Below are 20,892 nucleotides of genomic sequence, written 5' to 3'. Positions count from 1 at the left end.
CTGTTTGTCAACAACCTGTTGATAATCAATACTGGTTGACTGTACTCATGGAGCGCGCGACGAAGCTGGCCCGGTTGGCGGTCCGCGGCGGGATCGCACTCGCGCTGGTGGCGTTCGTATTGGGGTTCGTCCTGGAGTTCGTCGCCAGCCCGGGCGGGTCGCCGGTCTATCCGATCAGCTTCGAGGAGCCGGGCGGGTCGTGCCTGAACAGTGTCACCCTCTACGTCGACGTGACCTCGGGGCAGGAACTGCAGTGCGCCGCCAATGGGGACTCGAACCGCGCGTACCGAGGCGCTCTGACCAGCAGTGAACGGGCCGAGGTCCTGCGCGAGTGCTCGGCCCTGGCCCAGGACGGCCGGCTCGACGGCGACGACCAGGTCCGGGTCCGCCAGCTGATCGCCGCGATCGCTTCCCGGCATCCGGCGGTGCCGGCGGGCCCGCTGCGCCCGGTGCTCGGCCCGGTCCTCGACTACTCTCCGCTCGCGGTCGCCGCCGGGCTGGTCCTGCTGGTCCTGGGCGTCATCGCCCGGATCGTCCTGCTCGCCGCCGAACTCGTGCGCGGTCGGCGAGCGCGCTGAGGTCGCGCGCACGCGGGTGTGAGGGTTGTTCGGTAAGGTACGGATAGGACATCATCGCTTACATGAGTGAGCTCGGACGGTTGACCGCCGTGGATGCGGCGGCGTTGCAGGAGAGCTGGGACCGGCAGCAGGAGAGCTACATGCCGGACCGGGAGCAGCGGTTTGCGGCGATGCTCGACGCGGTGGCGGCGACGGCGGGCGCCGGGACGGTGCGGCTGCTCGATCTGGCCGGTGGGACGGGGTCCATCACGCTGCGGGCGCTGCGGAGGTTTCCGGACCTGGTCGCCACCGTCGTCGATCTGGACCCGGCGCTGCTGGCCATCGCCGACGGGAGCCTGGCCGGGCGGGCCGCCATCGTCACTGCCGACCTGAGCCGGCCCGGGTGGCAGGCCGAGCTGCCCCTCGGTGAGTACGACGCGGTGCTGACGGCGACCGCGCTGCACTGGCTGCCGGGGGAGCGGATCAGCGTCCTGTACGACGAAATTCGTGGACTTTTGCGGCCCGGTGGGATTTTCGTCAACGTCGACCATATTCCCGACGAAGGACTGCCGACGTTGACGAAGCAACTCGTGGCCGCGGGGGAGACGGTGCGCAGCGCGCGGTACACGGCCGGGGCGACGCTGTCGTGGTCGCAGTGGTGGGAGCGCCTCGCCGCGATACCCGCGCTCGCGCCGCTCGTCGCTCGGCGGCACGAGATCTATCCGAGCGGGCACGCGGCCGAGTACACGCCGGCGGCCGACTGGCATCTGGACGCGCTCCGGGCGGCCGGCTACACCGAGGTCGGCGTGCTCTGGCGCGGCGGGCCGGATGCGGCAGTAGTCGGCGTGCGCTGACCCGCCCCGAGCAGGCCCGCGCGAGACCCCCGCGCGCGAGACCTCCGCGCGCGAGACCTCCGCGCGCGAGACCTCCGCGAGCGAGACCCCCGCGCGAGCGAGACCCCCGCGCGAGCGAGACCTCCCGCACGAGGACCTCCCCGCGCGAGGACCCTCCCCGCGCGAGACCCCCGGGCGCGAGACCCCCTGCGCGCGGGACCCTCCTCGCGCGAGACCCCCTGCGCGGGGACCCTCCCCGCGAGGACCGTCCCCGCGCGAGACCCCCCGCGAGACGCCCGTGCAGGAAGGCGGCGAGACGTCGAACCCCCTGGAACCTTCGTTGCCGCGGCGCCGTCCGTGTCGATCGGCCCCTGGAACGGGACGCTCGCATAGCCGCCCCCGGGTGACCGCGCCCGGGTCGACAGGGCGTGGGCGAGGCGGGCGGCCGCCGGGAAGTGGCCGCCGCGATCCGGCCCGGGCGCAGGCGCATGGCCGGCGTTCGCCGTCGACGGGAACTTTGGCGGTGGTCGCGGCGACCAATACGGTGATGGTTCACGGTAGAGCATTTGCCCGAGTATGGGCATGAAGCGGGTTTTCGGCATCGCGGCGACACCGCTGGCCCTGCTCCTGGCCCTGGCGGTGGCCCTGCGCTGGGGCGGCGGGATCACCGGCCGGGCGATCGTGGGGCTGCCCGACGCCGGCGCGGTCACCGCGTGGGGCCTGCCGCTGGCCCGGGCGGTGGCCGACGCGTGCGGTGTCGTCTGCGCCGGGTTCGTCGGGCTGGCCGCGTTCCTGCTGCCCGGCACCGACCAGCTCGTGGGGCCGGCCGCATACCGGCTGCTGCGCGCGGCGGGCTGGTGGGCCGGGGGGTGGGCGGCCGCGTCGCTCGCGCTGCTGCCCCTGACGCTGTCGGACCTGCTCGGGCGGCCGCTGCCGGACATCACGTTCGCGGGCGTGCGCAGCCTGGCCTGGTCCGTCTCCCAGGGACAGTCGGCGCTGGCCCAGGGCGTCCTCGCCATCGTTGTCGCCGTCGCCGCCCGGTTGGTGCTGACCCGCACCGGTGCGGCGGTGGTCGCCCTCCTCGCGTGCGCGGCGCTCGTCCCGCCGGCGCTCACCGGGCACTCGGCGGGCGCCGGGAACCATCAGCTCGCCGTCACCAGCCTGGCCGTGCACATCATCGCGGCGGCCCTCTGGGTCGGCGGTCTCGCCGCGCTGCTGGCGGTGCGCAAGGACAGTGACCTCGCTGTGGCGGTGCGCGCCTACAGCCGGCTGGCGCTCGGCTGCTGGATCGCCGTCGCCGTCAGCGGGATCGCGAACGCGGCCGTCCGGCTGGGGTCGGCCGGGGAGCTGTGGCACTCGCGCTACGGGGTGCTGGTGCTCGGCAAGGTCGTCGCGCTCCTCGTCGCCGGCGGATTCGGCGCTGTGCACCGGCGCCGGACGCCGCCCGCCGGGCTGCGGCGGCTGCTCGCCGGTGAGCTGATCCTGTTCGGTGCGACTGCCGGCCTCGCGGTGGCGCTGTCGCGGACGCCGACGCCGACGGGCAACCGGGAGACCGATCCGGTCACCGACCTGCTCGGGTTCGCCGCCCCGGCACCGCTGTCGGCGGCCCGTGTGTTCTGGCCGCCGCTGCTCGACGGGTTCTTCATCGCCGTCGTCGCGGCCGGTGCGCTGGGCTACGCGGCGGGCGTGTGGCGGCTGCACCGGGCCGGGCACCGCTGGTCTGCGGCGCGCACCGCGAGCTGGCTCGGCGGCGTCGTGCTGCTGGGCGCGTTCACCGTGTCCGGCTTCGCCCGCTACGCCTACGTGCTGTTCTCCGCGCACATGGCCCAGCACCTGGTCCTGGCCATGCTCGTGCCGATCCTGCTCGTCGGCGGCGCGCCGGTGACCCTGGCCCTGCGCGCGCTGCGGCCGGCCGGTGACCCGAGGGTCCGCGGCGCGCGCGAGTGGCTGCTGCTCGTCCTGCACAGCCGGGTGCTGCGGCTGCTGTCCCATCCGCTCGTCGCGCTCGCGATCTACGTGGTGAGCCTCTACGGGCTGTACTTCAGCGATCTGCTCGGTGTGCTCATGCGGTACCACATCGGGCATCTGGTGATGCTCGTGCACTTCGTGCTGTCGGGGTACCTGTTCTTCTGGGTCCTGATCGGCGTCGACCCCGGCCGCCGGCCCGCCGCGCCGCCCGTGCTGGTGCTTGTGCACTTCGCGGGCATGGCGTTCCACGCGTTCCTCGGCATCGCGCTCATGCAGTCCCGAACGGTGATCGCGGCGGACTGGTACACCTCCGTGCATCCGCTCTGGGCGGGTGGCCTGCTCGACGATCAGCGGGTCGGGGCCGGGCTCGCCTGGGGGTTCGGTGAGATTCCGGCCGTCGCGATCCTGCTGCTGCTCGTCGTGCGCTGGATGCGGGCCGACGAGCGGGAGCAGCGGCGGCTGGACCGGGCGGCCGACCGGGCCGAGGCCACCGGTGAGGAGGACGATCTGGCCCGTTACAACGAGTTCCTGCGCCGGGCATCCGAGTCGGCCACCGCCGAGCGCCGGTGAAAGGCCGCACAGCGCTTCGCGGCGCTGCCCGCGCCCGGCGTCACATCCGCGGTGCTCCGGCGCTCCGGCGTCGCCACCGGCGCCACAGCAGCGCGCCACCGACGAGCGCGACGGCGAGCGCGCCGCCGGCGAGCGGCCAGGGCCGGCGATCCGGGCCCGGCCCAGCATCGGCGGCGGGGCCGGGCGCGGCGGCGGGCGCGGGTGATGCCGCGCCGGGGGTGGCGTTGGTGAAGGCGAACCGGCCCTCGACGGGGTGGCCGTCGGCGGAGACCGTGCGCCAGGCCACCGTCACCTCGCCCGCCGGCAGCGCCCGCACCGCCTGGCTCAGCGTCCGGTCGACGACCCGCGGCGTGCCGTCCACATAGGACTGCCCGTCGGCGCCGGTCACCACGACGGTGCTGAACTGCTGCTGCACGCCCTCGTTGAAGGTCAGCGAGACGGCGGTCAGCGGCGTGCTCACCGTGGCCCCGTCGGCTGGGTCGCTGCTGAGCAGCTTCGAGTGGGCCCATGCGGGTGTGGCCGGGGCGAGCACCACCAGGACGGTCGCGGCGAGCAGGCCGCGAAGTGTCGAACGCAGTCGCATGCCGGGAACTTTATGCCATCCGGCCGCGACTATCCGGGTGACTGTCCACACTGTACGGAGGATGCTCGATGCGGTTGACCCTGCGCGCTTGCGGCGCCGTCCTGCTGCTCGCCCTCGCCGGCTGCGGCGCCGATCCGGCCACCCCGGCGGCGCCGTCGGCCCCGGCGCCCTCCGCCGCGGCGTCGTCGGCGGCGCTCATTGTGAAGGACCCGTGGGTGAAGACCGCCGACTCGGGCATGTCGGCCGCCTACGGCATCGTCGTGAACACCACCGGCAAGGACGTCGTCGTGGTGTCGGTGACGTCGACCGCGTCGCCGATGATGGAGCTGCACGAGACGACGATGCTCGACGGCCGGATGGCGATGCGGCCCAAGGAGGGCGGGTTCGTCATCCCGGCCCGGAGCAGCCACGAGTTCAAGCCGGGCGGCGACCACTTCATGCTGATGGACGTCACGACGCCGGTGCGGCCCGGCGATCAGGTCACCGTGACGCTGACGCTCAAGGACGGCGCCACCGTGCCGTTCACCGCGCTGGGCAAGGACTTCGCCGGTGGCAACGAGTCGTACCAGCCGGGCCGGGGCTGAGGTGCGCCGGCGAACCCTCCTGGCCGGCGGCGCGCTCACGCTCACCGCGGCGACGACCGCGGCCTGCGCCACCGCGAAGTCCACTGTGGACACCAAGCCGCCGGTCGTGCCGTTCTACGGGCCGCGGCAGGCCGGGATCGAGACGGCCGCGCCGGCGAACGCCACATTCCTCGCGCTGGACCTGAAGGCCGGCACGGACCGGGCGGCCCTGGCGCGGCTGCTGCGGCTGCTCACCGACGACGCCGCCCGCCTGACCCAGGGCGTGGCGCCGCTCGCCGACGGGCAGCCCGAGCTCGCCCGGTCGCCGGCCCGGCTGACCGTCACCTTCGGGTTCGGGCCGGGCCTGTTCGACGCCGCGGGCCGGCCCGGCCCGGTGCAGCAGCTGCCCGCGTTCACCGTCGACCGGCTGCAGCCGCGGTGGTCCGGCGGCGATCTGCTGCTGCAGCTGTGTGCCGACGACCCGCTCACCGTGGCGCACGCCCAGCGGATGCTCGTCAAGGACTCGCGCGCCTTCGCCACCGTGCGCTGGGTCCAGCGCGGCTTCCGCCGGGGCGCCGGCCCGCAGCGCAACGTGCTCGGGCAGGTCGACGGCACGGCCAACCCGCAGCCGGGCACCGACGCGTTCGCCCGGGCCGTGTGGAACGACGACGGCGGGACGACGCTCGTGCTCCGGCGGATCAGGGCCGAGCTGGAGACCTGGGACGCCGTCGACACGGTGGGCAAGGAGTTCGCCGTCGGCCGCCGGCTGTCCGACGGCGCGCCGCTGACCGGCCGGGCCGAGCACGACCCGCTCGACCTGGCGGCGAAGAACGCCGACGGGCTCCCGGTCATCTCCGAGTTTGCGCACGCCGCCCGGGCGCACGTCACCGACGAGCGGCTGCGCATCTTCCGCCGCCCGTACAACTACGACGAGACACCAGGCGCTGACGGTACCCCCGATGCCGGTTTGATCTTTGCGTCTTTTCAACGCGACGTCGTCCGGCAGTTCGTGCCCGTCCAGCGCCGCCTCGACGAGGCCGACCTGCTCAACGAGTGGATCACACCGATCGGGTCGGCGGTGTTCGCCGTCCCGCCGGGCTGCGGGGAAGGCGGTTGGGTCGGCGAAAGGCTTCTGGCCGCCTAGACTGCGGGGATGACGAGCGAGCGGGTCGAGGCACTCCTCGGCGCACTGACCCCGGTCGAGAAGGCCGGGCAGCTGACCCAGTACTTCTACTTCAAGCTGCCCGCCGCCGAGCCGGACGCCCCCGCCCCCGACATCGACGACAGCCAGCCGCGAGCGGTCGAGGCGGCACTGGAGCGGGGCGAGGTCGGGTCGCTGCTGTTCGTCTCCGACCCGGCCGAGATCAACCGCCTCCAGCGGCTCGCGATCGCCGGCAACCGCCACGGGCTGCCGGCGCTGTTCGGCTTCGACGTCATCCACGGGCTGCGCACGATCTTCCCGGTGCCGATCGCGATGGCGGCCTCCTGGGACCTCGACGCCATCGAGCGCGGCCAGGAGGTCGCCGGGCGGGAGGCGCGGGCGGTCGGCATCCACTGGACGTTCGCGCCAATGGTCGACATCGCCCGCGACGCGCGCTGGGGCCGGATCATCGAGGGCGCGGGTGAGGACCCCTACCTCGGCGCCGCCGTCGCCGCCGCCCAGGTCCGCGGGTTCCAGCGCGGCGGGGTCATCGCCGGGCCGAAGCACTTCGCCGGCTACGGCGCGGCCCAGGGCGGCCGCGACTACGACGAGGCGAACATCGGCGAGTACGAGCTGTGGAACGTCTACTTCCCGCCGTTCAAGGCCGCCGTGGACGCCGGTGCCGGGAACATCATGACCGCCTACATGGACCTCAACGGGGTGCCGGCGTCGGGCAGTCACTGGCTGCTGACCAAGGTGCTGCGCGAGACGTGGGGCTTCGACGGCTTCGTGGTCTCCGACGCCAACGCCGTGAAGAGCCTGGAGACGCACGGCTTCGCCGCCTCACCGGCCGAGGCGGGCAAGCGGGCCGTGCTCGCGGGCGTGGACCTGGAGATGGCGGTGGCCGACCCGGCGTACGCGCACCTGCCCGACGTCCCCGAGGCCGCGGCCGCCGTCGACGCGAGCGTGCGGCGGCTGCTGGCGGTGAAGGAGCGGCTCGGGCTGCTCGACGACCCGTACGTCGACGAGGACCGGGCCCGCGCGGTCCTCGCCGACCCGCGGCACCGCGAGACCGCGCGGGAGGCGGCCCGGCACAGCGCCGTGCTGCTGCGCAACGAGGGCGGGCTCCTGCCGCTCGACGCGTCGGCCCTCGGCTCGATCGCCGTGCTCGGGCCGCTCGCCGACTCGCAGCGCGACACGATCGGCCCGTGGGTGTTCGACTTCGACCTCGACGAGACGGTCACCGTCCTGGACGGCATCCGCGCCGCGGCCGGCGACGGCGTGCGCGTCGACTTCGCGCGGGGGATCGGGGTCGGGCAGCGTACGTTCCCGTCGATGTTCGACATGTTCGGCGGCAACGTCCAGAAGGACCCGGACGGCTTCGACCCGGCGGCCGAGTTCGACCGGGCCGTGTCGCTCGCCGCCGCGGCGGACGTCGCCGTCGTCGTCCTCGGCGAGTGGCAGAACATGATCGGTGAGGGCGCGTCCCGCTCGTCGCTCGACCTGCCGGGCCGGCAGCTGGAGCTGCTGCAGGCCGTGGTCGCGACCGGCACGCCGACGGTCCTGCTGGTCATGAACGGCCGCCCCGTCGACCTGCGCTGGCCCGCCGAGCACGTGCCGGCCATCCTCGACATCTGGTATCCGGGAAGCCAGGGCGGCCACGCCGTCGCCGACCTGCTCTTCGGTGCGGCCTCGCCGGGCGGCAAGCTGCCGTTCAGCTGGCCCCGCACGGTCGGGCAGATCCCGATCCACTACTCGCACACCACGTCGCACGAGCCGCAGAACCAGCATCGGCGGTACTGGGACGAGGCCAGCACCCCCCTGTACGCCTTCGGCCACGGGCTGAGCTACGGCACGTTCGAATACGCCGACCTGGTCGTGGACCAGCACGGGGACACCGCCACAGTGTCCGTGCAGGTGACGAACACGGGCCGGCGCGAGGCCCCCGAGGTCGCCCAGCTCTACCTGCACCAGCGACACGGCTCCGCCTCCCGCCCGGTGCGCGAGCTCAAGGGCTTCCGGCGGATCGTCCTGGCCCCGGGCGCCTCCGCGCGGGTCGAGTTCACGGTCGGCCCGGACGAGCGCCGCTACTGGCACCCCGCCGTCCGCGACTGGGTCCTCGACACCACGACGTTCGACGTCTGGGTGGGCGGCAGCTGCGAGGCGTCACTGACCGCCACCTTCGACGTCGCGCAGTAGTGCCTTCCGCGGCGCGGCCGGTGTTGCGGAGGCGCTGAGCGCTGCCGGGCGCTACTGGGCGCTCGGCGCGTGGTGGTCCGCGAGGGTGACGCCCGCCAGCGTGGCGAGGCGGAGCTTCGTCTCGTCCGGCGAGCCGGGCTCGGCCGAGAGGATGACGATCTTGAGCTCGGCCTCGCCGTCGCTGAGGACGTCGCAGTCGATGGTGATCGGGCCCACCGACGGGTGATCGATGACCTTGCGGTCCTCGCGGTGCGCGTTGACGCCGCCGGCGGCCCAGGCCGCGGCGAAGCGCTGGTTGCCCTGTGTCAGGTCGCGCAGCAGCGCGGCCAGGCGCGGGTCGCCGGGGAACCGCCCGCTGGCGCGGCGCAGGTCGGAGACGACGGCCGCGGCCGTGGCGTCCGCGGCGAGCGAGGTCACGGGCCAGTACGACAGCCACAGCCGGCTGCCGCCGACCGGGAACGTGTCGCGGGCGAAGTTGCGCAGGTGCGGCGGCGCGGCCGACGGGTCGCCGAGCACCGCCGCCCAGGCCCGGTTCCACCAGATCAGCTGCCAGTCGGCGGCGAAGACGGCGATGGCCGCGTCCGGCAGCCGGGTGACCACCCGCTGCACCCCGGGCGGGATGTGGTCGCTGATGCGGTCGGCGGCCGGCGGCAGCAGCCCGGCCAGCCGGTACAGGTGGTCGCGCTCCGCCGACGTCAGCTGCAGTGCCCGGGCCAGCGCGCCCGCGACCTGGGCCGACGGCCTCGTCGCCCGGCCCTGCTCCAGGCGCACGACGTAGTCGACGGACAGCCCGGCCAGGTCGGCCAGCTCCTCGCGGCGCAGCCCCGTGGTCCGGCGCCCGTGCCGCGCCGGCAGCCCCGCCGCGGCCGGCGCCAGGCGCTCGCGCCAGGCCCGGATCGTCGCGGCCAGGCCGGTGTGCGGTGTCGCCATCGCCCCATTGTCGCCCAGCCCAGGGCCGCCAGGGTGGTATTGCCCGTCCCACCGTCGAGCGGTCCCTGGCCCCCGCCGCGGACGCGGACGACCGTTGACCGCATGCCGACCGAACCGTACGACAACCTGACCGGCCCGCAGCTCGACGCGTCGCTGTGGGCACCGCTGGACATGGGCGGCCCCCGCGTGGAGCCCGGCGCCGTCACCACCGTGGCCGGCGGCGCGGTGACCGTCGACGTCGCGGCGTTCACCAACGCCGACCCGCACGACCAGAGCCTCGACAACACCAAGCACGTCATGTTCTCGACCCGCACGTTCGCGCTCCCGCCGAGCGGCCCGGCCCGGTTCGAGGCCGAGCTGGCGGTCGACCACATCGGCGGCGGGTCGGGCGACTACCGCCTCGGCATCGCCGCGTTCATCGTCGTCGAGCCGTCGACGGGCAAGGTCTTCAACATCCTGGCGACCGCGGACCGGCTCTTCGCCGAGCACGAGGAGCTGCCCTACCCGGGCGTGGCGGCCCCGTTCACCCGCGTCGTCGACGACCCGCTGGCCGGCGTGGGCGGCCCCGGCTTCCACGCCGTCGCCGTCGAGCTCGACCGCTCCCGCGGCCACGTCGCCTGGACCGCCGGCGGCCGGCTGCTGCACGAGGCGAGCGGTCTGAGCGACCTGCCGGCCGCCGTCACCATCGGCTTCGGCCTCTTCACGCTGCTGCCCATCGGCGGCGGCCGCAGCTCCGCGCAGGGCCAGGGCGCCCGCGCCTCGTGGCGGCACTTCCGCTACCACGCCTAGGCCAGGCGTCCACGGCCGGGCCGCGCGGCGCGCCCAGCCCCGGCCGGAGGGTCGGATCGGGTCCTGCGCACGAAACGCGCGGGAGGCGGAATACCCGCGCGGGTGCCGTGGTTGTGCCGACTGCCGGTGTGATGTGTCCCCGGGCCGCATCTGGAAATGCCGGCGCGGAATACCGTTCGGCTGGAGCCGCGTCGCGCCACTCGCCGCGAGGCGACCACACACCGGCCGCGCGGTCCCGGCATCGGAAACGATGCCGGGACCGCACTATCGGCGCTGCGGTCAGGGCCGATCCGCCCGGCGGTCGTGGTCCGGGTCGGACAGTGCCGTCGAGGCGAGTGCGGCCGGCGCCGGACCGTGCTCTACTGGGATCGACCGAAGTGAATCCGGCTGCTTCCGTACGAGGTCCGGAAGTCGGTGGGCCCATGTCCAAATACATGGGATTTGTGCCGTCTTGGCGGCAGCTATTGATTTACGCCTGACGATGGATGAGGCTCGACGTACCCCAATCTCGGTCGTCGACCCCACAAGGAGACGTCAGTGAGCAGTACCCCCAACCTCCCTCGCCGCATCGCCGGCATCGCCGCCGCGGCCGCCGTCGCCGCCGGTGTGTTCGTCTCGTCGGCCGGTGTGGCTACCGCCGCCCCGGTCGCCGGCCCCGCGGCCCTCACCGCGATCAGCGACGCCGTCAGCCTCACCGGCGTCGACGGCATCGCCTGGTACACCGACGCCGCGACCGGTCAGGTCGTCGTCACCGCCGACAGCAGTGTCGACGGCACGGAACTCGCGACGCTGCAGCGCGCGGGCAAGGCGAACTCCCGGGCCCTGCGCATCGAGCGCACCGCCGGCACGTTCAGCCCGCTGCTGGCGGCGGGCGACGCCATCTACGGCGGCCAGTACCGCTGCTCGCTGGGCTTCAACGCCCGCAGCGGCAGCACCTACTACCTGCTGACCGCCGGGCACTGCGGCGTCTCGGCCAGCACCTGGTACACCAACTCCAGTCACTCGACCCTCATCGGCCCCGTGACCGGCGCCAGCTTCCCCGGCAACGACTACGCGATCGTGCGCTACCAGAACACCGCCCTGGCTCACCCGGGCGGCTTCACGGTCGCCGACGCGTTCGTCGGTGAGAACGTCACCCGCCGCGGCTCGACCACCGGCACGCACACGGGCCGCGTCACCGCGCTCAACGCCACGGTCCGCTACTCCGGCACCCCCGGCGGCACGGTCAGCGGCCTCATCCAGACCACTGTGTGCGCCGAGGGCGGCGACTCCGGCGGCCCGCTCTACGACGGCACGAAGGCGCTGGGCCTCACCTCCGGCGGCAGCGGCAACTGCTCCAGCGGCGGCACCACGTTCTTCCAGCCGGTGCGCGAGGCCGCGAACGCCTACGGCGTCACCATCTACTGATCCACCGGCACGGCTGATCCACCAGCACGGCCCGGCGCCGGCGGCTCCCAAGCCGCCGGCGCCGCGCCGTGTCGAGGCCGCGCCGGCTCGCCCGGGTGGCCCGGCGTCGATATGGACGCTCGTGACCATCCGTATGTATGTGGATGTTTCGGTCAGTTGATCTGCTCGACATGCGCGCCCGTTCAAACCGGTTTAGTGTCCGATCAAACCGGTTCAGCCGAGACGGGTGGTGGGCGAGATGACGAAGGTCGGGCGGCCGACGATCCGGGATGTCGCGGCCGCGGCCGGGGTCTCCAAGGGGACCGTCTCGTTCACGCTCAACGGGCGGGCCGGGGTCGCCGAGGAGACGCGGCAGCGAGTGCTCGAGGCGGCTGAGGCGCTCGGCTGGACGCCCAGTCACCAGGCGCGGGCGCTGTCCGCCTCGCGGGCGTTCGCGGTCGGGCTCGTGCTCGCCCGGGAGCCCGAGCTGCTCGGCGCCGACCCGTTCTTCCCGGCCTTCATCGCCGGTGTCGAGCGCACGCTGTCCGACGCCGGGCAGGCCCTGGTGCTGCAGGTGGTGCCGGACGCCGAGGAGGAGGCCGGATACCGCAGGCTCGCCGGGGACGGGCGGGTGGACGGGGTGTTCCTGCTCGACCTGCGTGTCGAGGAGCCGCGCATCGCGCTGCTGCGCGAGCTGGCGCTGCCGGCCGTCACGATTGCGCGGCCGGACGGGCCGAGCGACTGCCCGGCGGTGCTCGTCGACGACCGGCCGGGGATCGCCGCCGCCGTGCGCCACCTGGTCGAGCTCGGGCACCGGCGCATCGCGCACATCGCCGGGCCGGCCCGGTTCCTGCACGGGTGGACCCGCCGCCGCGCGTTCGAGGACGCCCTCGCCGACGCCGGGCTCGGCGCCACCGCCGTCGTGGAGGCCGACTTCTCGGCCGCCGGCGGCGCCCGGGCGACCCGCGCGCTGCTCGACCTCGCCGAACCGCCGACAGCCATCGTCTGTGCCAACGATCTGATGGCCATCGCCGGGCTGTCCGTCGCGCTGGAGTACGGCATCGCCGTGCCGTCCCAGCTGTCGTTCACCGGCTTCGACAACACCGAACTGTCCGGATACGTCGCCCCGCCACTCACCACCGTCAGCACGGACCCGTACCTGTGGGGCCGGCTGGCGGCCGACACCCTGCTGAGTCTCATCGCCGGTGATCCGGTCGACGACGTGGCCGTCCCGCCGGCCGCGCTCATCGTCCGGGGCTCGACCGCGCCGGCACCTGCCACACATTGAACGGAGTCGCAATGAAGCGCATCCTCCCCGCCGCCCTCTTACCGCTCGCGCTCGTCCTCGCCGCCGGCTGTGACGGCCAGGGTGGCGGCGACGCCTCCCAGGCCAACGCGGCCAAAGGCGAGATCACCATCTGGCTGTCCAACAACCCGGAGGAGCTGGCCTGGGGCAAGGCCATGGTCGAGCAGTGGAACGGCGCCCACGCCGACCAGAAGATCACCGCCCAGGAGATTCCGGCCGGCAAGACCTCCGAGGAGGTCATCGGGGCCGCCATCACGGCCGGCAACGCACCGTGCCTGATCTTCAACACGTCGCCCGCCGCGGTGCCGGGCTTCCAGAAGCAAGGCGGTCTGGTACCGCTGGACAGCTTCGACGGCGCCGCGAAGTACATCAGCGACCGGACCGGTACCACCGCCGAGCAGTACAAGTCGCCCGACGGCAAGTTCTATCAGCTGCCGTGGAAGTCGAACCCGGTCATGATCTTCTACAACAAGGATCTGTTCGCGAAGGCCGGTCTCGACCCGGAGAAGCCCGCCCTGTCCACCTACGACGACTTCCTCGCCGCCGCCCGGAAGATCAAGTCCAGCGGCGCCGCCCCGGCCGCGATCTACCCCGCGCCGTCGAGCGAGTTCTTCCAGCCCTGGTTCGACTTCTACCCGCTCTTCGCCGCCGAGACCGGGGGCAAGCAGCTGGTGGACAACGGCAAGGCGCAGTTCAACAGCCCGGAGGGGCAGAAGGTCGCCGCGTTCTGGAAGACCCTCTACGACGAGGGCCTGGCGCCCAAGGAGGCCTACAACGGCGACTCGTTCGCCGACCAGAAGGCGGCCATGGCGATCGTCGGCCCGTGGGCGATCTCGGTCTACGGCAGCAAGGTGAAGTGGGGCGCGGTGCCGGTGCCGACCTCGACGGCCAAGCCGGCCGAGCAGATCAAGACCTTCAGTGACGCCAAGAACGTCGCCATGTACAGCGCCTGCAAGAACCGGGCCACCGCGTGGGAGGTCATGAAGTTCGCCACCAGCAAGGAGCAGGACGGCGAGCTGCTGAACAAGACCGGGCAGATGCCGCTGCGCACCGACCTGCAGGCCGCGTACCCGGACTACTTCACCAAGAACCCGGCCTACACCCAGTTCGCCGCGCAGGCCGGCCGCACCGTCGAGGTGCCGAACGTGCCGAACTCCGTCGCGATCTGGCAGACGTTCCGCGACGCCTACTCCCAGTCGGTGATCTTCGGTAAGCAGCCGGTGAACGACGCGTTCGCCGGCGCCGAGTCGAAGGTCAACCAGCTGGCCAGCGGATCATGACGGCCGCCGCTCGCGCCGACGGTGGCGCGGGCGGCAAGGTCCGAGGCTCACAGAACCGGGTGGCGGCGGTGCTCGGCCGCCACCCGGTGGGCATGATCCTGGCCGCGCCGTACGCCGTCTACATCGCCGTCATCTTCGCCTACCCGCTCGGGTTCGCGATCTGGATGAGCTTCCACGACTACTTCTTCGCCGCCCCGGGCGCCGTCGTCGACACCCCGTTCGTCGGCCTCGACAACTACCGGGCCGTGCTCGGCGACCCGGGGGTGCGCCAGGCGTTCTGGAACATCCTGATCTTCCTGGTCATCAACGTGCCGCTCACCACCGCGCTCGCGCTGGTGCTGGCCAACGCGCTCAACCGGGCCGTGCACGCCCGCACGTTCCTGCGGGTCGCGTTCTACGTGCCGTACGTGACGGCGAGCGTCGCCGTCGTCGGGGTGTGGCTGTTCCTGTTCAGCTCCGGCGGCCTGGTCAACAAGGTCCTCGGCCCGCTCGCGCCGGACCCGTCGTGGCTCGTCAACGAGCACCTGGCGATGCCTGTCATCGCGGTGTTCGTGACGTGGAAGCAGCTCGGGTTCTTCATCCTGCTGTACCTCGCCGCGCTGCAGAACGTGCCGAAGGAGCTCTACGAGGCGGCGTCCGTCGACGGCGCCTCGGCGTGGCAGCGGTTCTGGTCGGTGACCGTGCCGGCGGTCCGCCCGGCGACGGCCCTCGTGGTCATCCTGGCCCTGATCACCGGCGGCAACCTCTTCACCGAGCCGTACCTGCTCACCGGCGGCGGCGGCCCCAACGGCGCCTCCGCGTCGCCGGTCCTCGTGATGTACCAGCGCGGCCTGCAGCAGGGCGAGCCGGACTTCGCCGCGGCCCTCGGCGTGCTGCTGGTCATCGGCGTGCTGATCGTCTCCTACATCAGCCGCCGCTTCATCGAGAGGGACTGACAATGACCGCTCCGGTGCGCAGCGCAGCGAGCATGACCCGGGCCCGTTCCCTGCTGCGGTACGGCGTGCTGTTCCTCGGTGCGCTGGTGTTCCTGTTCCCGTTCTACTACATGCTGATCGGCTCGCTGCAGGCGGAGCCGGACACCTCGGTCGCCGGGGCGATCCCGTCCGCCGGGCTGACGCTGCACAACTACGCCGACATCAACTCCCGGGTCGACCTGCTGCGCTCGCTGCTCAACTCCGGCATCTTCACCGGCGGCGTGCTGCTCGGCACCGTGGTGTTCGGCGTGCTCGCCGGATACGCCCTCGCCCGCCTGCAGTTCCGGGGCCGCGGGGCGCTGTTCGGCCTCGTGCTGCTGATCCAGGTGATCCCGTTCCAACTGCTGCTGATTCCGCTGTACGTCCTGATCGTGCGCGGCTACGGCCTGGCCGACTCGTACCTGGGCATGATCCTGCCCTTCGCCATCAACACCACGGCGGTGTTCATCTTCCGCCAGTTCTTCCTCCAGCTGCCCGACGACCTGTTCGCGGCGGCCCGCCTCGACGGTGCGGGGGAGCTGCGGATCCTCTGGTCGGTCGCGCTGCCGCTGGTGCGCCCGGCGCTGCTGACCGCGGTACTGCTGACGTTCATCGGCCCGTGGAACGAGTTCCTCTGGCCGTTCCTGATCACGAAGGACGCGAGCATGCAGCCGCTCGCCGTCTCGCTGGCCAACTACATCAGCAACGTGTCGGCCCGGGCGGCGAACCCGTTCGGTGCGATCCTCGCCGGCGCGTGCGTGCTGGCCGCCCCGGCGGTCGCCCTGTTCATCGCCTTCCAGCGGCAGTTCGTCTCCACCGATATCAGCTCCGGTGTGAAAGGTTGACATGGTTCCCTACACGATGACCCGCCTCGGGCTGGTGATGGCGCCCGACCCCGCCGAGCCGTTCGAGGCCGAGGGCGTGCTGAACCCGGCCAGCGGCCGCGCCCCGGACGGGCGGCTGTACCTCCTCCCGCGCATGGTCGCGCCCGGCAACGTGTCGCGGGTCGGCCTGGCCGCCGTCGAGCTGCGCGACGGCGTCCCCATCGGTGTGCGCCGCGAGGGTGTCGTGCTGGCCCCGGACGAGGGCTGGGAGCGCGGCCTGCACAACGCCGGCGTCGAGGATCCGCGCACGACCTGGGTGCCGCGCCTGGGCCGGCACCTGATGACCTACGTGGCCTACGGCCCGCTCGGCCCGCGCCTGGCCCTGGCGGTCTCGGCCGATCTGCGCACGTGGCAGCGGCTCGGGCCCGTGCAGTTCGCCTACCAGCCGGGCCTGGACACCGACCTGAACCTGTTCCCCAACAAGGACGCGGTCTTCTTCCCCGAGCCGGTGCCGGGCCCCGACGGCCGGCCGAGCTACGCGATGCTGCACCGTCCGATGTGGGATCTCGGCTGGTTCCGCCCGGGTGAGGGGGTACACCTTCCGGCGGGCGTCGCCGATGAGCGGCCCGGGATCTGGATCTCCTACGTCCCGGCCGCGGAGGCCGAGGCCGACCTCGGCGCACTGGCCCGGCCGCGGGCCCACCGCTGCGTCGCCCTGCCGCAGTTCGACTACGAGGCCCTCAAGATCGGCGCCGGCCCGCCGCCGGTGCGGGTGCCGGAGGGCTGGCTGCTCATCCACCACGGGGTCGCCGGATACATCCCGCCCGGCTTCGACCCCGTGGGGCAGCGGGCCACGTACACCGCCGGGGCGATGCTGCTCGACCCCGAGGACCCCGGCCGCGTCCTGGACCGGACCCCGGAGCCCGTCTTCGTCCCCGAGACCGACGACGAGCGGCACGGCACTGTCTCCAACGTCGTCTTCCCCACCGCCATCGAGGAGGTCGACGGCGTCCGCTATGTCTTCTACGGCATGGCCGACGCCCGGATCGGCGTCGCTCGGCTGGACCGCGTCACCGAAGGAGTGAGCCATGAAACGCCGATCCGTATTGCTCGGCAGCGGGCTGGCGCTGAGCGCCCCGCTGCTGAGCGCAGCACCGGCTGAGGCCCGTCCGGCCCGGCTGACAAACCTCGCGCACCTGGACTTCCTGCGCGACACCGTGACCGTGCCCGCACTGGACGGGCACACCACCTACCGGCTCGACCGCACACCCGAAGTCGGGGTGCTGTGGACCTACGCGGAGCCGAACGCGGACGGCACCTACCGGCGCATCGGGGGAGGGGCCTACGACCCGGCGACCGGCATCTACGGCCAGGGCGCGTTCAACTCCGACGACATCGCCCGGGCCGCGGTGGTGTACCTGCGGCACTGGCGGCAGACCGGCGCCGCGGCCAGCCGGGCGGCCTCCTACGCGCTGCTGCGCGGCCTGACCTACTTCCAGACGGCGACGGGGCCCGACGCCGGCAACGTCATCCTCTGGATGCAGTCCGACGGCACGCTCAACCCGAGCGCCGACCCGCCGGACTCGCCGGACCCGTCCGACAGCGGCCCGTCGTACTGGCTCGCCCGGACCGTGTGGGCGCTCGGCGAGGGCTACGCCGCGTGGCGCAGCGCCGACGGGGACTTCGCGCAGTTCCTGCGCCAGCGCCTCGACCTCGCCGTCTCCGCGCTGAACCGCCAGGTGCTGCGGCGGTACGGCACCTGGCAGACGATCGACGGGAAGCGCACCCCGGCCTGGCTCATCGTCGACGGCGCCGACGCCACCGCCGAGGCCGTCCTGGGCCTGGCCGCCTACGTCGAAGCCGGCGGCGGCGAACCGGCCCGCCGGGCGCTGCGGCAGTTCGCCGAGGGCATCGCCGCGCTCGCCGACGGCGACGCCCGCACCTGGCCGTTCGGCGCCGTCCGGCCGTGGGCACTGTCGCTGTCGGACTGGCACGCCTGGGCCTCGCAGATGCCCGCCGCGCTGGCCCGGGCGGCCCGGGTCCTCGGCGACGCCCGCCTGGCCGGCCCGGCGGTGACCGACGCGGCCGTGTTCACGCCGTGGCTGCTCACCTCCGGGGGCCCCGACAACGGACGTCTCCCGGCCCGCATCGACCGCAGCCAGATCGCCTACGGCGTCGACTCCCGGCTCCAGTCGCTGCTCGCCGTGGCCGCCACGACCGGGCGCGACGGGCTGCGGCGCCTCGCCGGCATCCTGGCCGCCTGGTACTTCGGCGCCAACGCGGCCGGCACCGCGGCGTACGACCCGGCAACGGGGCGGACCGTCGACGGCATCGCCGGAGACGGCACCGTGAACCGCAACGCCGGTGCCGAGTCGACGATCCACGGGCTGCTGAGCATGCTGGCCCTGGACGCCGACCCGCAGGTGGCCGCGCTGGCCCGGCAGGGCCGCATCGCGGAGCGGGTCGGCTCGGCGACGGTGGAGGCCGAGCAGGCCACGCTGAGCGGCGGTGCCACCGTGGTCACCCCGCCGTCGGCGTGGACCGGGGAGTCGCAGTACAGCAACGGCGCCTACGTGCGGCTGCCCACCGGCTCGTCGGTGCGCTTCCGGCTGCCCGCCGCGGATCAGCCGCGGCTGGTCCTGCCGATCGTCGAGCTCCAGCCCGGCAGCGCCGCGGTCACCCGCTGGTCGAGCGCGGACCGGCCGCTGGGCACGGTGCAGCACGGCCGGATCGGCCCGCAGGGCGCCTCACCCGCGCCCGGCGCGCTGCTGCCGGTCACGCTCGGCGCCGAGCTGCCGGCCGGGCCGACCGACCTCGTCGCCACGGCGTCCGGGGGCGACGCGGTGCTCGACGCGGTCATGCTCGAGCCGCTGGTGTCCCGGTACGTCATCACCGGCGCCGGGCACACGACGGTCCTGCTGCACAGCGCGGCCCGTACGGCGCAGCCGGCGACGATCGCGGTGCCCGGTGCGGGCGCCGCCGTGGTCGAGACCTACGACGACACGGGAGCGCTGCGCGGACGCAGCACCGCCCCGGGCAGCACGGTGCGGGCGGTGGTGCTGCCCGGCGGCTTCACCGTCATCCAGCGCTAAGGCGGCGCCGCACACGAAGGTCCCCGGCCGCAGTGGCCGGGGACCTCGGTGACACGCTGGCGCCGCCCGTGCGGCGGTGTGGTCAGAGGGCGCTGCTGCGGCCCCGGCCCATGATGGCGACGGTGGCGGCCACGCCGATCGCGGCGACGATGACCTGGACGAGCAGCTCGCCCCAGTCCACGCCGGGGGTGTCGGTGGAGACGCCGATCGCGTTGGCGATGAACGTGCCGATGATGGCCGCGACGACGCCGATGACCATTGTCAGCCAGATCGGCAGGTTCTGCCGGCCCGGGACCACCAGGCGGCCGAGCGCGCCGATGATCAGACCAACGATCAGCGCAGTGATGATTCCGGTGACGGTCATGGTGTTCCTCCAGGAGACCCAGCGGCGACGGGATCGCCGCCGACAACAGGTCTGCCCCAACCGCCGGGACCGCAAACACCCCGCACCTCGCGCGTCACCGCAGTGTCAGGCGGGCACCCGGGGCAGGGCGGCGGTGGCCGCGGCCAGGGTCTCATCGGACAGCTCGCGGTCCTCCATGTCCCCGGCGAGATAGCGGCCGTATGCGGGCAGGTCGAGGTGGCCGTGGCCGCACAGCGCGGTCAGGATGACCTTCTCCTCGCCCGTGTCCCGGCAGCGCAGCGCCTCCTCGATGCAGGCGGCCAGGGCGTGCGTGGGCTCGGGGGCCGGGACGATGCCCTCGGTGCGGGCGAAGCGGACACCGGCCTCGAAGCACTCGCGCTGGGTCTTCGCGACCGCCTCGATCAGACCCAGCTCGTAGACGTGGCTGATGAGCGGGCTCATGCCGTGATAGCGCAGGCCGCCGGCGTGGATCGGGTCGGGGATGAAGTCGTGGCCGAGCGTGTGCATCTTCATGAGCGGGGTCATGCCGGCGGTGTCGCCGAAGTCGTACGCGTACACCCCCCGGGTCAGCGACGGGCACGAGGCCGGCTCGACCGCGCGGATGACGGGGTTCATGGTGCCGGCCAGCTTCTCGCGCAGGAACGGGAACGCGAGCCCGCCGAAGTTGGAGCCGCCGCCGGTGCAGCCGACGATGACGTCCGGCACCGCATCCACCTTCGCCAACTGGAGCAGCGCCTCCTCGCCGATGATCGTCTGGTGCAGCAGCACGTGGTTGAGGACGCTGCCGAGCGCGTAGTTCGTGTCGGCGTGCTGCGCGGCGACCTCGACCGCCTCGCTGATGGCGATGCCGAGCGAGCCGGGGGAGTCGGGGTGCTCGGCCAGGACCGCCCGCCCGGCCGCAGTCAGCTCGGACGGGGAGGGGTGGATGAGCCCGCCGAACGTCTCGATCATCAGCTTCCGGTACGGCTTCTGGTCGTACGAGGCCCGCACCTGCCACACCTCGCACGCGATGTCGAACTGGGCGCAGGCGAACGCGAGCGCGGTGCCCCACTGCCCGGCGCCGGTCTCGGTGGTGAGCCGGCGGATGCCCGCGACGGCGTTGTAGTACGCCTGCGGCACCGCCGTGTTCGGCTTGTGGGAGCCGGCCGGGGACACGCCCTCGTACTTGTAGTAGATCCGGGCCGGTGTGCCCAGGGCGCGCTCGAGGCGGTGGGCGCGGAACAGCGGCGACGGGCGCCAGAGCCGGTAGACGTCGAGGACCGCGTCGGGGATGTCGACGTACCGCTGCGATGTCACCTCCTGCTCGATGAGCGCCATCGGGAACAGTGGCGCCAGATCCTCGGGGCCGACGGGCTGCAGCGTGCCCGGGTGGAGCACCGGGGGCGGCGGGGTGGGCAGGTCCGGGACGAGGTTGTACCAGCGGCGGGGCATCTCGGATTCGGACAGCAGGATCTTCGTCGTCGCGTCGTTGTGCATGCACCCATTCAAACCGGTCGCGGGGCGGGAGCGGGGCGGTTGCCGCCATCATGCGCACGTCCGGGCGTGCCGATGGGC

At 73.2% G+C, this 20,892-nt stretch carries 18 protein-coding genes; 14 read left to right on the top strand and 4 right to left on the bottom strand.

What is annotated here, in order from left to right; genetic code table 11:
• The first annotated feature begins 47 nt into the window (after positions 1-47).
• The 3 genes from Dvina_RS29675 to Dvina_RS29665 all read left to right on the top strand — a co-directional run bounded on the left by Dvina_RS29675 (position 48) and on the right by Dvina_RS29665 (position 3,928).
• Complete coding sequence (locus tag Dvina_RS29675; protein ID WP_223092624.1) at positions 48-578, top strand: hypothetical protein; 531 nt, start codon at positions 48-50, stop codon at positions 576-578.
• A 62-nt stretch (positions 579-640) separates the two neighbouring features.
• Positions 641-1,411, top strand: coding sequence for a class I SAM-dependent methyltransferase (locus tag Dvina_RS29670; protein ID WP_223092623.1), 771 nt, complete (start codon positions 641-643; stop codon positions 1,409-1,411).
• Between the two features lie 561 nt (positions 1,412-1,972).
• Positions 1,973-3,928 carry a bifunctional copper resistance protein CopD/cytochrome c oxidase assembly protein gene (locus Dvina_RS29665; RefSeq protein WP_223092622.1) on the top strand — a complete coding sequence of 652 codons (1,956 nt, stop codon included), beginning with the start codon at positions 1,973-1,975 and terminating at the stop codon, positions 3,926-3,928.
• A 40-nt stretch (positions 3,929-3,968) separates the two neighbouring features.
• On the opposite strand, the gene Dvina_RS29660 is transcribed toward Dvina_RS29665, so the two are convergent.
• The gene (locus tag Dvina_RS29660) at positions 3,969-4,511 is read right to left on the bottom strand and encodes a copper resistance CopC family protein (RefSeq protein WP_223092621.1); all 543 of its coding nucleotides are present in this window, start codon (positions 4,509-4,511) and stop codon (positions 3,969-3,971) included.
• A gap of 68 nt (positions 4,512-4,579) precedes the next feature.
• On the opposite strand from Dvina_RS29660, the gene Dvina_RS29655 reads away from it, so the two are divergent.
• The 3 genes from Dvina_RS29655 to Dvina_RS29645 are packed head-to-tail and all read left to right on the top strand — an operon-like array spanning position 4,580 to position 8,414.
• The gene (locus tag Dvina_RS29655; protein WP_223092620.1) at positions 4,580-5,095 is read left to right on the top strand and encodes a copper chaperone PCu(A)C; all 516 of its coding nucleotides are present in this window, start codon (positions 4,580-4,582) and stop codon (positions 5,093-5,095) included.
• A gap of 1 nt (position 5,096) precedes the next feature.
• On the top strand, positions 5,097-6,218 hold the full coding sequence (locus Dvina_RS29650) for a Dyp-type peroxidase (protein WP_380029996.1): 1,122 nt from the start codon (positions 5,097-5,099) through the stop codon (positions 6,216-6,218).
• Positions 6,219-6,227: 9 nt separating this feature from the next.
• Complete coding sequence (locus tag Dvina_RS29645) at positions 6,228-8,414, top strand: glycoside hydrolase family 3 N-terminal domain-containing protein (protein WP_223092618.1); 2,187 nt, start codon at positions 6,228-6,230, stop codon at positions 8,412-8,414.
• 51 nt (positions 8,415-8,465) lie between these two features.
• Here the strand turns inward: Dvina_RS29645 and Dvina_RS29640 are convergent, their stop codons facing one another.
• Positions 8,466-9,344, bottom strand: a complete 879-nt coding sequence (locus Dvina_RS29640; protein WP_246655400.1) for a helix-turn-helix domain-containing protein — start codon at positions 9,342-9,344, stop codon at positions 8,466-8,468.
• Between the two features lie 102 nt (positions 9,345-9,446).
• Between Dvina_RS29640 and Dvina_RS29635 the strand changes: the two genes are divergently transcribed.
• From Dvina_RS29635 to Dvina_RS29600, 8 genes are all read left to right on the top strand, one after another.
• Complete coding sequence (locus tag Dvina_RS29635; RefSeq protein WP_246655399.1) at positions 9,447-10,133, top strand: DUF6081 family protein; 687 nt, start codon at positions 9,447-9,449, stop codon at positions 10,131-10,133.
• Positions 10,134-10,670: 537 nt separating this feature from the next.
• Positions 10,671-11,540 (top strand): S1 family peptidase, encoded by an 870-nt coding sequence (locus tag Dvina_RS29630; protein WP_223092616.1) that lies wholly within the window; start codon positions 10,671-10,673, stop codon positions 11,538-11,540.
• Between the two features lie 238 nt (positions 11,541-11,778).
• Positions 11,779-12,807 (top strand): LacI family DNA-binding transcriptional regulator, encoded by a 1,029-nt coding sequence (locus Dvina_RS29625; RefSeq protein WP_223092615.1) that lies wholly within the window; start codon positions 11,779-11,781, stop codon positions 12,805-12,807.
• Between the two features lie 11 nt (positions 12,808-12,818).
• Complete coding sequence (locus tag Dvina_RS29620) at positions 12,819-14,105, top strand: extracellular solute-binding protein (RefSeq protein ID WP_223092614.1); 1,287 nt, start codon at positions 12,819-12,821, stop codon at positions 14,103-14,105.
• A complete protein-coding gene (locus tag Dvina_RS29615; protein WP_223092613.1) occupies positions 14,102-15,040 on the top strand; it encodes a carbohydrate ABC transporter permease in 939 nt (312 codons plus the stop codon). Before Dvina_RS29620 ends, Dvina_RS29615 begins: the two co-directional genes overlap by 4 nt.
• 2 nt (positions 15,041-15,042) lie before the next feature.
• Entirely contained in the window at positions 15,043-15,903 is an 861-nt protein-coding gene (locus Dvina_RS29610; RefSeq protein ID WP_223092612.1) for a carbohydrate ABC transporter permease, read from the top strand.
• 1 nt (position 15,904) lies between these two features.
• Positions 15,905-17,044, top strand: coding sequence for a glycoside hydrolase family 130 protein (locus Dvina_RS29605; protein ID WP_223092611.1), 1,140 nt, complete (start codon positions 15,905-15,907; stop codon positions 17,042-17,044).
• Positions 16,971-18,974, top strand: a complete 2,004-nt coding sequence (locus Dvina_RS29600; RefSeq protein WP_223092610.1) for a hypothetical protein — start codon at positions 16,971-16,973, stop codon at positions 18,972-18,974. The genes Dvina_RS29605 and Dvina_RS29600 overlap by 74 nt, the downstream gene beginning before the upstream one ends.
• Positions 18,975-19,056: 82 nt before the next feature.
• Here Dvina_RS29600 and Dvina_RS29595 read toward each other — a convergent pair whose 3' ends face one another.
• Positions 19,057-19,338 (bottom strand): GlsB/YeaQ/YmgE family stress response membrane protein, encoded by a 282-nt coding sequence (locus Dvina_RS29595; RefSeq protein ID WP_223092609.1) that lies wholly within the window; start codon positions 19,336-19,338, stop codon positions 19,057-19,059.
• A gap of 105 nt (positions 19,339-19,443) precedes the next feature.
• Positions 19,444-20,814 carry a TrpB-like pyridoxal phosphate-dependent enzyme gene (locus Dvina_RS29590; RefSeq protein ID WP_223092608.1) on the bottom strand — a complete coding sequence of 457 codons (1,371 nt, stop codon included), beginning with the start codon at positions 20,812-20,814 and terminating at the stop codon, positions 19,444-19,446.
• Positions 20,815-20,892: the final 78 nt, after the last annotated feature.

It is taken from the genome of Dactylosporangium vinaceum (genome assembly GCF_019904175.1).
Classification (GTDB): domain Bacteria; phylum Actinomycetota; class Actinomycetes; order Mycobacteriales; family Micromonosporaceae; genus Dactylosporangium; species Dactylosporangium vinaceum.
This window is presented reverse-complemented; position numbering and strand designations above follow the sequence as displayed.